Raw genomic sequence first — 14,379 nt, 5'->3', positions numbered from 1 at the left:
AGTAAGTTACCGCCGACATAAAACAATAAACACATAACTCAATACAAAAAAGAAGGGAAGCAACTACTACGGTTGCTTCCCTTCCTTCTTTCCGTTTTCCACCATTGAACCAACACCATCCGGCCACGACTATCGGCACGACATTCCCACGCCTATCGTTGGCCAGCCTGCATTCGAACCATCCAACAGGTCTATAACAACATGTTTCGGCGGCTTCGATGGGTCGAATGCAGCTTTGTTCACCATATGAACTATCCCAGGTAACTGCGGTGTTCATTGTCGCGTGGTTTAAGTACTATACGGATCAGCCTTCTAAATTGTCACTGTGCCTAAAAACAGAGTGAATTAGAGATTGGTTCCGCGCGGATGAAGAGTTGGGACCTGCATTCAAACCATCGAGAAGCGTTGCGGCCGCTAGATTTCATGGCGTCGATGGTTCGAATGCAGGTTCTGTCCGCTTCTGAGTTTAAATGCGGCTTTCGATGGTTGATTAGGATAGGGCCCCGCTTGGTTCTAGCGCTTGTGGTGCGTAGAGTAGAGGTTTCTGTCTTGTCCTTTATGGCCTGTAAACTAGGCCGGTAGTAACGGACGAGTTTTAATCAAGAAGAGAGTAAGGCTAGATGTCTGAGCGCAGTTTCAACGATCGTAAGGGCGGCTCCGGCCGTGGGAACTACGGTGACCGCAAGAACGGTGGCCGTGACAACCGCCGTGGTGGTGGCCGTGGCTACGGTCGTGGTGAGGACCGCGATAGCCGTGATAACCGTCGCGGCGGCCGCGACGGTTGGGATGGGGAGCGCCGTAATGGCTCTCGTGACCGCAACGATCGCGGTGGCCGTGGAAATCGCGACGAGCGTCGAGGCAACGACCGTCGCAATGACGCACGCGGTAATGATCGCCGCGGTCGCGGTAATGGCGGTAAGCGCTTCGATAGGGCACATCCGCAGCGTTCCGGTTACCGCGAAGAGCGCATTAACCGTCGTATGACTGACCCAGACCTGCCTTCCGATATCAACATCGAGGACTTGGATCCGTCGGTGCTGCAGGACCTGCGCTCTTTGTCCAAGGAGAACATGGAGGCCGTCGCTAAGCACCTGATTATGGCCGGCACCTGGATGGATGATGATCCAAAGCTGGCACTGCGTCATGCGCGAGCCGCCAAGGACCGTGCCGGTCGTGTAGCCGTCGCCCGCGAGGCCAATGGTGTCGCGGCGTACCACGCGGGCGAATGGAAGGAAGCCCTGTCGGAGTTGCGCGCAGCCCGTCGAATCTCCGGTGGTCCAGGTCTGCTGGCCGTAATGGCTGACTGTGAGCGCGGCCTGGGGCGTCCGGAAAAAGCGGTCGAGCTTGGTCGCAGCGAGGAAGCACGCGAGTTGGATGGCGATTCCGCAATCGAGCTTGCCATCGTCGTCGCCGGCGCACGCATCGATATGGGTCAGGCAGAGTCTGCTGTTGTGACCATGCAGCGCGCTAACCCCAACAAGGAAGACCGCGGTGTTTCCGCATGCCGCTTGTCCTATGCCTACGCCAATGCGCTGCTGGAAGCAGGCCGCAAGGACGAGGCCAAGGAGTGGTTCAAGCATGCAGTCAAAATTGATGAAGGAGACTGGACCGACGCCGCCGAACGCCTAGCAGAGATCTAGTCATGAATATTCTCAAAGCCCACGATTCGCTTTTGCTCGACCTCGATGGCACCGTTTGGGAAGGCGGCCAGCCGCTGCGCTGCGTCGTGGATGTTATTAACTCCTGTGGCGTTCCCGCCGTTTACGTCACCAACAATGCCTCCCGGAGCCCGGAGGCTGTGGCTTCGATGCTTTCTGAGATCGGTCTGCTAGCCGATCCGGAACACATCGTGACTTCCGCTCAGGCTTCTTTGGTGCTCATGGCCTCGGAAATCCCGGCTGGCTCCAAGGTTCTCGTTATCGGTGCAGAGTCCTTCCGCACGCTCACGCGTGAAGCTGGATACCAGGTGGTAGACAGCGCCGAGGATAAGCCCGCAGCAGTGGTCCAGGGAATGGATAAGGCGATTGGTTGGAAGGAGCTATCCGAAGCTGCTTACGCCATCAACAACGGCGCTAAGTTCTTCGCCACCAATCTGGATACCTCGTTGCCCACCGAGCGTGGCTTCGCCGTGGGCAATGGTGCCCTCGTGGGGGCAGTCGCGGCGTCGACTGGCGTGGAGCCCATCTCCGCCGGCAAACCGGAGCCTGCAATGTTTACCTACGCGGCGAAAAAGGTCGGGTCGAAGAAACCTCTTGCCGTGGGCGACCGCCTAGACACCGATATTGCCGGTGGCAATGCAGCGGCGATGGACACCTTCCACGTGCTCACCGGTGTATCGGGAGAGCTGGAGCTCATCGAGGCTCCGGTAGCCCAGCGCCCGAACTTCATCGGTGCGGGCTTCCACGAGCTCTCGCTGCCCGTCGCGGTGGCAAAGCCCGGCGCACAGGGCGATTTCCGCGCCCGCTGCGACGGATATGACATTGTGCTGCAGGGCGGAAACGAAAAATCCACCTCCATCCAGGCGCTGCGCACCGTTCTTGAGGTTGCCTGGGCCATGCCTGAGCCGCCACGCTATATCCAGCCGCGCAGCGAGTTTGCTGAGAAGGCAGTAGCTGCATGGCGATAAAGCCACACGATCCGCGCGCCGTCATGGCGACCGAGGAAGTCGACGCCGCGATGTCTGAAATCCTGGGCCAGCCCGCGACGTCGCTCAGCGAAGAAGTAGCCCAACTAGATAACGCCCACGCCGTGCTGCGTGAGGCCTTGCAGGAGAACTAATGCCACCACAACGGCGTCGTTTGGATGCAGAACTCGTCCGCAGGAAGATCGCTCGTTCTAGGGAACAGGCCGTCGAGATGATCAAGGCCGGCCGCGTTACCGTGGGCGGATTCAAGGCCAGCAAACCCGCGACCGTCGTAGAGCCGGAAGTCTCCATCAAGGTTGAGGCGGCTGACAATGATGACTGGGCTTCCCGCGGAGCACATAAACTGCTCGGGGCGCTTGAGGCCTTCGACGTCGACTTGAAAGATAAGCGTGTTCTCGACGCCGGCGCCTCCACCGGTGGTTTCACCGACGTGTGCCTGCGAAAAGGGGCTCGCGAGGTGCTCTCCGTCGACGTGGGCTACGGACAGCTGCTGTGGCGCCTGCAGAACGACGAGCGCGTAAAGGTACTCGACCGTACCAACATCCGCAATCTTGATCTAGACATCACCGAGGGGCCTTGTGATGCCATGGTGGGTGATCTTTCCTTCATCTCTTTGAAGCTGGTCTTGCCCGCCATCGTCGATGTGATGGCAGAGGGCGCATGGCTGCTGCCCATGGTCAAGCCGCAGTTTGAGGTCGGCAAAGACCGTATCGGCGCTGGCGGCGTCGTTCGTTCGTCGGAGCTGCGTCAGGAGGTCACTGAGGAGGTGGCGCGCTTTGCGCAGACCTTGGGGGTTAGCGTCAAAGGCGTGGCAGCCTCACCGCTCCCGGGACCTAGCGGAAACGTGGAGTATTTCCTGTGGCTGGTCAAAGACGGCCAGGTAACCAAAGATGAAGATATCGCTGAGATGGTGCGCACCGCCATTGAGGAAGGGCCACAGTGAAGCGCGAAATTCTGCTTGTCCCGCACGCCAGCCGTGCAGACAACCTCGAGTCCACTATCCGCGCTGCTGAGATTCTCCAGGAGGCCGGCATCACGGTCCGCGTCAGCGCGCCGGAACACGTGCTGCCAGAGTTGCAGCACGTTGAGCACACCCCGGCTGCGGCCGCAGGCTGCGAGCTCGTCCTCGTCCTAGGCGGCGATGGCACCTTCCTGCGTGCTGCCGACATGGCTCGCGCAGTCGATGTCCCGGTGTTGGGCATCAACCTGGGCCACGTGGGCTTCCTCGCGCAATGGGAAGCGGAATCCTTGGAGCGCGCGCTCGTGCGCGTTATCGATTGCGACTACGAGGTAGAGGACCGCCTTACTCTCGACGTCGAGGTCACTGACCGCTCAGGCAAGCTCATCGAGCGCGGTTGGGCACTCAACGAGGCCTCCATTGAAAACCTCAACCGTTCCGGTGTGCTGGACGCCATCTTGGAAATCGATGGCCGCCCGGTATCTTCCTTTGGCTGCGACGGCGTGCTAATTTCCACGCCGACTGGTTCCACCGCCTATGCCTTCTCCGCCGGCGGCCCGGTTCTCTGGCCATCCCTGGACGCACTCCTCGTGGTTCCCAACAACGCCCACGCGCTGTTTACCAAGCCGATGGTGGTCTCTCCACTGTCCAAGGTCGCGGTAGAGTCGGCCTCGGCTACCTCTCCGGCAATCGTCATCTTGGATGGTTTCCGCGAAATCGCGATGCCGCCTGGTTCGCGTGTGGAGGCGGTCCGCGGTGCGCATCCGGTCAAGTGGGTGCGCCTGGATGACCAACCCTTTACGGATAGGTTGGTATCTAAGCTCCGATTGCCAGTGCACGGCTGGCGCGGCCCGCAAAGCTAGGCTTTTTAAAAGAAAGGCAGGTGTGGCACAGACATGCTCGTTGATATCACTATCGAGGACTTAGGCGTCATTGAGCGCTCTGCGGCGGAGTTCGCGGAAGGCCTTACCGTCTTAACCGGCGAGACCGGCGCTGGTAAGACCATGGTTGTCACCGGCCTGCGCCTTCTGGCTGGCGGCCGTGCCGACGCCTCCCGCGTGCGTGACGGTGCACAGAAAGCAGCAGTGGAGGGGCGCTTTGCCACAGGTCGTGCGGCAGCCGCCGAGGTCGTGGAGTCCGTCGGTGGCGTCGCTGACGAGAATGGCGAATATATCGCCTCCCGAACGGTGTCGGCGGCTGGCCGCTCCCGCGCCTACCTGGGCGGGCGCGCGGTGCCTGCTGCAACGCTGGGTGATTTTTCTTCCCACGTTTTAACGGTGCACGGCCAAAACGATCAGCTGCGTCTTCTTGCCCCCGAACAGCAATTGGCCGCGGTTGATCGTTCGGAGCCTGCAATTGCTAAGGTCCGCGAGACCTACACCGAGGCTTTTCGCACCTGGCGCGACCTAGCCAAGGACTATAAGCGCCGCACGGAATCGCGCCGCGAGCTGGCGCAAGAGGTAGATCGCCTGCAATTTGCAATCAATGAAATTGGTGAGGTCGCCCCAGAACCGGGCGAGGACACCGAGCTTGTTACCCTCATCCAGCGCTTGCAGGACGTTGATACCTTACGCGAGGCGGCAGCGACCGCGCTTTCGGCCGTAGACGGCGATGATTCTTTTGGCGAGGCCGAGGCTGCCTCCGCATTGTTGGGCCGTGCCAGCACCGCGTTGGTGGGCTCTAGCGATAAGGAGCTCGCGGCATTGGGCGAACGATTGAGCGATATCACCAGCCAGGTCTCCGATATCGCCGCCGAGCTGGGCACGTACTTAGAATCGCTTCCTGCCGACCCAAACCTGCTCGAAGAATCACTGCGCCGTCAGCAAGATCTGAAGCAGCTGACCCGCAAGTATGCCGCAGACATCGACGGCGTTTTGACTTGGCGTGACGCCGCGGCAGAAAAACTCGACTCCATGGACACCTCCGCCGAGGTTTTGGAAGAGCTCAAGGCTAAGGTCATGGAGGCCGAGAAACAAATGGTAGCTAAGGCCAGCGCGCTGACCAAGGCCCGCAAGAAGGCCGCGAAAAACCTAAGTAAGCAGGTCACCGAGGAAATCCACGGACTTGCCATGCCGAATTCCGCGCTCAACGTGGAAATCCGGGAAGCGAAGTACTCCAAGACCGGGGCCGACGAGGTGGAGTTTCAACTCAACGGCAAGCCGCTGGCAGGCGCGGCCTCTGGCGGCGAGCTTTCCCGCGTCATGCTGGCGCTGGAGGTCGTGCTGGCGGATGGAGATGGTGCGACCATGGTCTTCGACGAGGTCGACGTCGGCGTGGGCGGCCGCGCCGCGGTAGAAATCGGGCGTCGCCTAGCGCGTCTAGCTACCTCCAACCAGGTCATCGTGGTCACCCACCTGCCACAGGTTGCCGCCTATGCAGATAGTCACCTGCATGTCTCGAAGGAGAAATTCACCTCCGGTGTCAGCGATCTCAGCGCTAGCGAGCGGGTAGAAGAACTTGCCCGCATGCTCGCGGGTCTGGATGATACGGAGACCGGCCGCGCGCATGCACAGGAATTGTTCGATCGCGCTCAGGCAGAAGTGGCAGCGTTCCGCGCGCCTTCCACAATTTAAGTTTGTGACGGGGGACAATGGCAGACATGAGTCTGTTTTCCCGTAACTCCGATCTGCCTGGTGAACACGGTGCGCTGCGTGACTGCACCCCGGGCGGAAAGGGCATGAAGAAGTTCGTCGAAGGTGACTTTGCCGTCATCAATGCCGCCAATATTTCCCGTCAGGAAGCGCAGATGCTGGTCGATATCAAGCCTGCAGCTGTCCTGAACGTCGCAGAATTTACCACCGGGTCCATCCCGAACTACGGCCCGCACATGCTGTTGGACGCTGGTGTGACCCTGATCGAGGGCGTGGGCGAGGAATTCGTCTCCAGCTTTAAGGACGGCAAGAAGGCGCGGATTAATGAGGAAGGCGCCGTCTTCATTGGCGATACCGAGGTGGCCACGGGCAAGGTTGTGAGCCGCGAGAAGGCCGAGAAGAATTTTTCCTCCGCACAACGCGAGCTGATTGACCATATGGAGGCTTTCTTCGGCAACTCCATCGAGTTCATCCATTCCGAGGGTCCGCTGCTTATCGACGGCCTGGGCGTTCCGGATTCCGGCACTGAGATGGCAGGCCGCAAGGTGTTGGTTGTCTCGCCGTCCACGGACCATCGCAACAAGGTGAAGCTGCTGCGCAACTTCATCCGCGAATACGAACCGATCATCATTGGTGTGGATTCTGCAGCAGATACCGTGGTGGATTTGGGCTATAAGCCGGATTTTATTGTCGGTGATCCTTCCGAGATTAGCTCCGAGACTCTGCGCTGCGGTGCGCGCGTTATCTTGCCTGCAGATCCAGACGGCACCGCGGAGGGCCTTGAGCGCATCCAAGACCTAGGCATCGGTGCGATGACCTTCCCGGCGGCAACAGACTCCGCCACCGATCTTGCGTTGCTGCTGGCTGATTATCACGGCGCCCAGATGATTGTGCAGGTCGGGCGCTCCCTGGACCTGGACGATATCTTTGCTAAGCAAGAGCACGCTACTCCGGCTGCGATGCTTTCCCGTATGAAGGCGGGCACGCGCCTGGTGGATGCCGATTCCGTCATCAACCTTTACACCAACCCGAGCTCCGGCGGCATCGGATGGCTCTGGGCTCTGCTTGGCATCCTGGTTGCGCTGGCCGTGATAGTCATCATCGTGGGCTTGGGCGGCGACGCTTCCTTCGGTCAGAACCTCATCGATACCTGGAATAACTTTGCTTTGAGCGTGCAAGGATGGTTTAAGTAATGGCGGGTAAGTCACTTCTTGTTGCTGGTCTTGGTTTCGGCACCGCCGTGGGCGTGGCCTTGGGGGCGCTGGCGATTGCTCCGAATATGCCGTCGGGCGGCGCCGGAGGCGATTCATCGCTACGCGAGGAGTTCCAGAAGAAGGCTCAGAATGAGGAAGTGCTTAAGGCACAGGCAGACTCTAGCGACTCCGTCCTTGACAAACTGGCTCCCGTCGTAGTTGATGGCAGCTTGGCGCAGCGTCCCGTGCTGGTTATCTCTACTGGGGAAGCCAGCGAGGGCGACGTGCGCGCAATCCGTAGCTTGCTCAAGTCTGCGGATGCCGAAGACGCTGGCGAGATTAAGCTAACGGACGAGTTCTACCGCCAGGAGGGCGCGGATAAGCTGCTTTCTTTGGTTACTAGCGCATTGCCGGCGGGTGCCAAGCTTGATCCCAAGAAGGTAGATGCAGGCACGCACTCCGGTCAGGCGCTGGCCGCGGCCTTGCTGATGGACCCGAAGACCACCGAGCCACTATCTTCTACCAAGGACCGTGCGAACCTGCTGCAGGCGCTGCGCGATGCTGGCTATATCGACTATGAAGACGGGACTATTTTGCCTGCACAGGCCGTGGTTTACGTCGGTGGTAAGGGCTTTCCTGGTTACTACACCGATCAGACGGTCAATTTCCTAGAGGCCCTAGACGCGGCCGGCGGAAACACTGTGGTGGCAACACGCGTAGAGCAGGCTGCCGAAGATCGCGTCATTGGCAAGCTGCGTGAGGCCAAATCCGATATCTCGACGGTGGACTCCATCGACCGCACCACCTCGCGCATGGCTGCGGTTATGGCGGCAAAGGAGCAGCTCGACGGAGGCAAGGGTGCCTATGGTGCTGCTTCCTCAGCCGATGCGGCGGCGCCGAGCCTGCCGGAGGATCTCTAAATGGCTCATGACTTCGAGGTACGCAGCAGTGAGCTGCTTCTCGACGCCCCGATTATCGCAGTGCGCCGGGACGAAGTAGTGATGCCGGGCGGGACCACCGCCTACCGTGAGGTAGTAGAGCACTTTGGCGCTGTGGCTATCGTCGCGGTGGATGATGAAGAGCGCATCGCCATGGTCAATCAATATCGCCGTAGTGCGGATAGGCGCCTGTGGGAGCTTCCTGCTGGCTTGCTCGACATCAAGGGGGAGGACGAACTCACCGGAGCGAAGAGGGAACTGCAGGAAGAAGCCGGGTTGGCCGCTGAAGACTGGTCCGTGCTTGCGGATATAATCACCTCGCCGGGCTTCTGCGAGGAAGCCGTGCGCGTGTTTTTATCCCGTGGGTTAAGTGCTGTCCCGCGAATGGATGCTGAAGGCGATGAGGAAGCCGACATGGACTTCGCGTGGGTGCCGCTTGATGAGGCGGTCGATCGAGTGATTTCTGGTGACATCGTCAATTCGATAGCGGCCACCGGCATCTTGGCGGCCTATGTTGTTTATCGCGGCGGCCGCAAGACGCGTAGCGTGGACGAGCCTTTCGAGCTGCGCCCGACCGCGATGGCTGCGCGTCGCCCTGGCCCTGACTTGAAGAAGCTGTGAAGGCGGAGGGACTAGCTGCGACGTGGCTCAACCACCTAGCGGTGGAAAGAGGCGCTTCGGCCAATACCTTGAGCAACTATCGCAGGGATGTGCGTCGCTATTTGGGCTGGCTGGCTGACAATGGGGTGGATGATTTAGCGGCAGTCGACCGTGGCATGGTTGAAAACTACCTGAAGTTTTTGCGCGGCTCGATGGCCGCGTCGTCGGCAAGCAGGGCTCTCATCGTCGCCCGTGGGCTGCACAAGTTCGCCGTGGCTGAGGGCATCCTCGATGTGGATGTGGCTAGTGAAGTGACTCCTCCGAAGAATGCGCAGCACCTGCCGGAAACCCTGCAGATTGAGGAGGTAGAAAAGCTACTCGATTCGGTGCCTACGGGGGAAGTGGCCACTCCGATTGATATTCGCGACCGTGCGCTGCTGGAATTGCTCTACGGCACGGGTGCACGCATCACGGAGGTCACCTCTTTAACTGTTGATGATGTAACCGAAAACGATGGCATGTTGATGCTAACCGGTAAGGGCGATAAGCAGCGCTTGGTTCCGGTGGGATCACAGGCGCAAAAGGCCGTGGAGGAGTACTTGGTGCGGGGCCGGCCGGTTCTGTCGAAGGGTAAGTCCCATGCACTATTTCTCAATACGCGCGGTGGGAATCTGTCTCGCCAAAGCGCATGGGCGGTGTTGAAACAGGCCGCCGCGCGGGCCGGGATTAAAAAGTCAATCTCACCGCACACGCTGCGCCACTCCTTTGCCACGCACCTATTAGAAGGCGGTGCGGACGTGCGTACCGTGCAGGAGCTGCTGGGGCATTCCTCGGTGACAACGACTCAGATCTATACCCACGTCACTGCGGATTCTCTGCGCGAAGTCTGGCGCACGGCGCATCCCAGGGCTTAGGCTTAAACGAATTTAAAAATAGACAGGAAAGTAAGTAGAACATGCTGAAAAATCTTGCCGGTGTAACGCGCGGGGCAAAGCTGGCTGCCGCAACAGCGGTAGTGGCGATGGTGCTGGCGGTAGCGCCTGCGCAGGCACAGGACGCCTCAGTCTCTGTCCCAGCGGGCCAAACTTCGACCGTGTCTTTACCGGTCCCTGTGGACGTAAGTTATGCCGGTGAGGGCTGGAACATCAATGCCTCCGGCGGATCAGCCACGATTACCGCACCGCCCGAAGGCGGCCAAGTCACGGTGCCGGTAACCTACGAAGGCACGACCATTAGCCTGACGCTCGTGGCCGATGGTTCGGTCACCCAGGAAGACCTGAATAATGCAGGCGAGGACATCGCCAATGGTGGAGACGGCGGGGCAGTGCTGCATGGCGGCGGTGCTGGTGACGGTAGCGGTGAGGGCGCTGGCGGCGGTGATAACGGCGACGGTGGTTCTGCTGGTGAAGATTCTAGTTCCGGGACTGGCGCTGATGGTGGCGCTGCTAGTGACAATGGCGCCCAGGGCGGTGTGCCAGGCGGTGACCCTGCGAATAATCCGGCGGCAGCAGGTGGAGTCGATGTGTCGCAGGCGGAGTACATCAACCTGGACGCAACGATTGAAGGCCAGACCATCACGGCGCAGATGGGCGTGATGCAGGCTCTGGATCTGTATAACCGCTTCAAGGACACTGACGAGGCTGGCGTTACGCTGCGCTATCTCAATGCGAAGGGCGAGTTCATCAAGGGCGTTCAGCGCAAGGTGGATAAGTCCTCGCGCACGCTTGAGTTGACCTATCCGGAAGGCCAAACCCCGGATAACCCGTTCATCATGGAGCTGGTCCGCGATTCCGATAACGCGGCGGTGCTCGTAGTGACGCTGACGGACCCAAATAAGGAAACTGCCGGAGAAGTACCAAACCCTGACAATGGCTCCGGTGAAGGTGCCAATGCGGATTCGAAGAATAGTTCTTCGATTCTTCCGTGGGCTATTGGTGCCGGCGGCGTTCTGCTTTTAATTGTGCTGGGATGGCTGCTTTCGCGTCGCCGTAAATCAAGTCAAGAGACTGGATAGTCTTGCTTGATCGCGATGAAAGGGTCAGAGCGGGTACTCTATAATCACAACGTTGTAATCAGCCACCCGCATCGGGTGGCACTGGCGATCGATTTGTGGTCAAGGAAGCAGGTGTGACTGTGGGCGAAGAGGGACTGTTTGCAGCCTCTGAAGCGCAGGTGGGGCTGACTGGGCGTCCAATCCGTGAGCTGCCAGATCCAGCTCCGTTGGAAAAGCACGGGCCGGCCACCATCATTTCGATGTGTAATCAAAAGGGTGGCGTTGGCAAAACCACCTCGACCATCAACATGGGCGCGTGCCTTGCAGAGTTGGGCCGTAAAGTCTTGCTCGTTGACTTGGACCCGCAGGGTGCACTGTCCGCAGGCTTGGGCCTGACCCATGATCAAATCGAGGACACCATCTATGACGTGATGTTGGATAGCCAGACTTCTATCCATTCCGCCATCCAACACACTGGTGTGCCGAACCTCGACCTAGTGCCAGCCAACATTGATTTGTCGGCCGCGGAGATTCAGATGGTCAACGAGGTCGGCCGTGAGCACACCTTGGCCCGTGCGCTGCGCCCTATCCGCCGTGATTATGACTTCATCATCATTGATTGTCAGCCGTCATTGGGCCTGCTTACGGTCAATGCTTTGGCCTGTTCCCAGGGCGTCATCATCCCGATGGAGTGCGAGTTCTTCTCCTTGCGTGGTCTCGCACTTTTGACCGATACCGTCGACAAGGTCTCCGAGCGCATTAACTTTGACCTTGAGGTCATGGGCATCTTGGTCACCATGTTTGACCGCCGCACCAAGCATGCCCGAGAGGTGATGGATCGCGTCGTCGAGTACTTCGGTGACAAGGTCTTCGACACCGTTATTACTCGTACGGTCCGTTTCCCGGAGACATCCGTGGCCGGTGAGCCGATTACCAGCTGGGCACCGAGCTCCCAGGCGGCGCAGCAATACCGCAACCTCGCTAAAGAGGTTATTGAGCGCTCCACCGTCTAGGAAGTTTATCCGTGACCCAACCGGAGATTACGGGCTTTCGAATTGCACTGCGCAACTTCGAGGGCCCTTTTGATCTGCTGCTCCAGCTGATTCAGTCGAAAAAGTTGGACGTAACCGAAGTGGCGCTTTCTGAGGTCACCGATGAGTTCGTCGAGTACACCCGCCAGCTGGGGGCTACCGCAGATTTGGATGAAACCACCGAGTTTCTTCTCGTGGCTGCCACGTTGCTGGATTTGAAGGCGGCCCGCCTCTTGCCGCGCGGCGATGTCGACGATCTGGAAGACCTTGAGCTGGTCGAAACGCGCGACCTTCTCTTCGCCCGGCTTTTGCAGTACAAGGCTTATAAGCAAGTTGCCGACCAATTCGCCCAATGGCAGCGACAGGCGCGGCGCCGCTATCCGCGTGCCGTCTCCATGGAGAAGGCTTTCGTGGAACTTCTCCCGCCGGTCCGCCTGGGCCATACGCCGGCCTCGTTTGCCGAGCTGGCTGCCAGCGTATTCCGCCCCAAGCCGCCGGATGAGGTGGCCACGGGCCATATTCACCAGGTTGCTGTCTCTGTCCCAGAGCAGGCGGGCAAGATCCTCAGCACACTCAAGTTGCTGGGCGAGGGCCAATGGATGAGCTTTGCTGCTCTCACGCGTGATTGCACCGTCTCGATGGAGGTTGTCGGCCGCTTCTTGGCATTGCTAGAGCTCTACAAGGCCAAGGCTGTCGACGCCGAGCAGCCAGAGTCCCTCGGGCCACTGGAACTTAGCTGGACCGGTCTCGACGTGGACCCTGCCGTGGTGGCGGCTTCCAACTGGGATTAGACCGGTGGAGTAAATCCCGGCCTGGGATTAATGCCGACTCGCAGTAGGCCAGCTGTGTCGGTGCAGTACAGTATCCGGCATGGAACTTCCGCTAATCTCGCAGCAACGTTCGCGCCTTGAATCGATTCTTCTGGTGATTGATTCGCCGGCCTCCGTTGAGTCTTTGGCTCGCGCGCTCGACCTAGAGGAGTCCGTGGTCAGTGATCACTTGCGGGCGATTCAGCGCGAGTTTGATTCCCGCGGATCGGGGATTGATCTGCGCGAGACGGCGGAGGGCTGGCGCTTTTATACCCGCCAGGAAAACGCGGATGCGGTAGAAGAGTTCTTGCTTGATGGCTCGCAGACCAAGCTCTCCCGTGCGGCGCTGGAAACCCTTGCTGTGGTTGCCTATCGCCAGCCGGTCACCCGCGCCCAGGTTGCTGCGGTGCGTGGCGTCAACGTCGATGGTGTGATGCGCACGCTCACCGTGCGTGGTCTCGTACGCGAGCTGCCGCAGGAAGGCCTAGCACACCGCTACGAAACCACCGAGCTTTTCTTGGAGCTGCTGGGCATTGACTCGCTGGAGCGCCTGCCGGATCTTGCACCGCTTTTGCCGGATATGGAACAGATCGATTCCGAATATTAGGTATTCGCACGGTGCGCGGCAGTGGGGTAGCATTGCGCAGGTAACTTCATAACTTCTACTGATAAGGACACTTATTGTGACCCCACCCGCTCGCCGAGACGGCACACCGGAAAAGAAGCAGCGAGACAGCGAGATGCTTGTCTCCAATGCGAAGCCGGCCCGCCATCAACACGTCGACAAGCGTGAACGCGCAAATAGGAAAAAGAAGGCCACCGCAGATTCCGTCGCCCGCGAACTGGGCGCAGATTGGCTGACCGAAGGCAAGTCGAATAACTCCAAGGGCGAACGCCTCCAGAAGGTCTTGGCCAAGGCAGGCGTTGCCTCTCGCCGTCACGCCGAAATCATGATCGATGCCGGCCGCGTTGAGGTTAACGGCAAGATCATCATGCAGCAGGGCGTACGCGTCGACCCAAACGTGGACATCATCCGCGTCGACGGCGTGCGCATCAACGTCAATGAGGAAACCCAGTACTTCATCCTCAACAAGCCGCGCGGTCTGCAGTCCACCATGAGCGATGAACTGGGCCGCCCCTGCATCGGCGACCTCATCGGTGAACGCGTGGCCGCAGGCCAGCGTCTGTTCCACGTCGGCCGTCTGGACGCCGATACCGAGGGCCTTATCCTCATCACCAATGATGGTGAGCTGGCCAACCGCCTGATGCACCCGAAGTACGAGGTGCGCAAGACCTACCTCGCTACCGTTTTAGGCGAGGCTGGCAATGGCTTGGTACGAACCCTGAAGGAAGGGGTGGAGCTCGAGGACGGCTTGGCAAAGGCCGACTATGTCCAGGTCGTGGACAAGAACCAAGGCTATTCCTTGGTTCGCGTTGAACTGCACGAGGGCCGCAAGCACATCGTCCGCCGCATGCTCAAGGAAGCTGGCTTCCCAGTCCAGCGTCTGGTTCGCACCAAGCTGCACACCCTGCAGCTGGGCGAGATGAAGCCAGGTATCTTGCGTGCGCTCAACTCCAGCGAGTTGGCCAGCCTTTACAAGGCGGTGGGGATGTAATGGAAG

The 14,379-nt window shown here is 59.6% G+C and carries 16 protein-coding genes; 15 read left to right on the top strand and 1 reads right to left on the bottom strand.

The window, feature by feature from the left end; translation table 11 throughout:
• A partial coding sequence (locus HMPREF3169_RS13225; RefSeq protein WP_210387440.1) for a hypothetical protein occupies positions 1 to 277 on the bottom strand: 277 nt, incomplete at its 3' end.
• A 343-nt stretch (positions 278 to 620) separates the two neighbouring features.
• Between HMPREF3169_RS13225 and HMPREF3169_RS12605 the strand changes: the two genes are divergently transcribed.
• From HMPREF3169_RS12605 to HMPREF3169_RS02255, 15 genes are all read left to right on the top strand, one after another.
• On the top strand, positions 621 to 1,640 hold the full coding sequence (locus HMPREF3169_RS12605) for a tetratricopeptide repeat protein (RefSeq protein WP_061926108.1): 1,020 nt from the start codon (positions 621 to 623) through the stop codon (positions 1,638 to 1,640).
• A 2-nt stretch (positions 1,641 to 1,642) separates the two neighbouring features.
• Positions 1,643 to 2,626 carry an HAD-IIA family hydrolase gene (locus HMPREF3169_RS02315; RefSeq protein WP_061926111.1) on the top strand — a complete coding sequence of 328 codons (984 nt, stop codon included), beginning with the start codon at positions 1,643 to 1,645 and terminating at the stop codon, positions 2,624 to 2,626.
• Positions 2,617 to 2,778: a hypothetical protein gene (locus HMPREF3169_RS13065; protein ID WP_168162613.1), complete on the top strand. Its 162-nt coding sequence runs from the start codon at positions 2,617 to 2,619 to the stop codon at positions 2,776 to 2,778. The genes HMPREF3169_RS02315 and HMPREF3169_RS13065 overlap by 10 nt, the downstream gene beginning before the upstream one ends.
• Positions 2,778 to 3,587 (top strand): TlyA family RNA methyltransferase, encoded by an 810-nt coding sequence (locus tag HMPREF3169_RS02310; RefSeq protein ID WP_061926114.1) that lies wholly within the window; start codon positions 2,778 to 2,780, stop codon positions 3,585 to 3,587. The genes HMPREF3169_RS13065 and HMPREF3169_RS02310 overlap by 1 nt, the downstream gene beginning before the upstream one ends.
• Positions 3,584 to 4,465 carry an NAD kinase gene (locus HMPREF3169_RS02305; RefSeq protein ID WP_061926116.1) on the top strand — a complete coding sequence of 294 codons (882 nt, stop codon included), beginning with the start codon at positions 3,584 to 3,586 and terminating at the stop codon, positions 4,463 to 4,465. The genes HMPREF3169_RS02310 and HMPREF3169_RS02305 overlap by 4 nt, the downstream gene beginning before the upstream one ends.
• Before the next feature lie 33 nt (positions 4,466 to 4,498).
• Positions 4,499 to 6,175 (top strand): DNA repair protein RecN, encoded by a 1,677-nt coding sequence (recN, locus tag HMPREF3169_RS02300; protein ID WP_070455592.1) that lies wholly within the window; start codon positions 4,499 to 4,501, stop codon positions 6,173 to 6,175.
• Positions 6,176 to 6,201: 26 nt separating this feature from the next.
• Entirely contained in the window at positions 6,202 to 7,386 is a 1,185-nt protein-coding gene (steA, locus tag HMPREF3169_RS02295) for a putative cytokinetic ring protein SteA (protein WP_062034945.1), read from the top strand.
• The gene (locus tag HMPREF3169_RS02290) at positions 7,386 to 8,306 is read left to right on the top strand and encodes a copper transporter (protein WP_070455591.1); all 921 of its coding nucleotides are present in this window, start codon (positions 7,386 to 7,388) and stop codon (positions 8,304 to 8,306) included. The genes steA and HMPREF3169_RS02290 overlap by 1 nt, the downstream gene beginning before the upstream one ends.
• Positions 8,307 to 8,945 (top strand): NUDIX domain-containing protein, encoded by a 639-nt coding sequence (locus HMPREF3169_RS02285; protein ID WP_070432945.1) that lies wholly within the window; start codon positions 8,307 to 8,309, stop codon positions 8,943 to 8,945. It abuts the gene before it with no gap.
• Positions 8,942 to 9,838, top strand: coding sequence for a site-specific tyrosine recombinase XerD (gene xerD / locus HMPREF3169_RS02280; protein ID WP_070455590.1), 897 nt, complete (start codon positions 8,942 to 8,944; stop codon positions 9,836 to 9,838). Before HMPREF3169_RS02285 ends, xerD begins: the two co-directional genes overlap by 4 nt.
• Positions 9,839 to 9,879: 41 nt before the next feature.
• Positions 9,880 to 10,938 (top strand): hypothetical protein, encoded by a 1,059-nt coding sequence (locus HMPREF3169_RS02275; protein WP_070455589.1) that lies wholly within the window; start codon positions 9,880 to 9,882, stop codon positions 10,936 to 10,938.
• A gap of 113 nt (positions 10,939 to 11,051) precedes the next feature.
• Positions 11,052 to 11,930 carry a ParA family protein gene (locus HMPREF3169_RS02270; protein WP_179294288.1) on the top strand — a complete coding sequence of 293 codons (879 nt, stop codon included), beginning with the start codon at positions 11,052 to 11,054 and terminating at the stop codon, positions 11,928 to 11,930.
• 11 nt (positions 11,931 to 11,941) lie between these two features.
• Positions 11,942 to 12,739, top strand: coding sequence for a segregation and condensation protein A (locus HMPREF3169_RS02265; RefSeq protein WP_070455588.1), 798 nt, complete (start codon positions 11,942 to 11,944; stop codon positions 12,737 to 12,739).
• A gap of 79 nt (positions 12,740 to 12,818) precedes the next feature.
• Positions 12,819 to 13,364, top strand: coding sequence for an SMC-Scp complex subunit ScpB (scpB, locus tag HMPREF3169_RS02260; RefSeq protein ID WP_061926143.1), 546 nt, complete (start codon positions 12,819 to 12,821; stop codon positions 13,362 to 13,364).
• 76 nt (positions 13,365 to 13,440) lie between these two features.
• The gene (locus tag HMPREF3169_RS02255) at positions 13,441 to 14,373 is read left to right on the top strand and encodes a pseudouridine synthase (RefSeq protein ID WP_062040699.1); all 933 of its coding nucleotides are present in this window, start codon (positions 13,441 to 13,443) and stop codon (positions 14,371 to 14,373) included.
• The last annotated feature ends 6 nt before the right edge of the window (positions 14,374 to 14,379 follow it).

This window comes from Corynebacterium sp. HMSC08C04 (assembly GCF_001807495.1).
Taxonomy (GTDB): domain Bacteria; phylum Actinomycetota; class Actinomycetes; order Mycobacteriales; family Mycobacteriaceae; genus Corynebacterium; species Corynebacterium simulans.
This window is presented reverse-complemented; position numbering and strand designations above follow the sequence as displayed.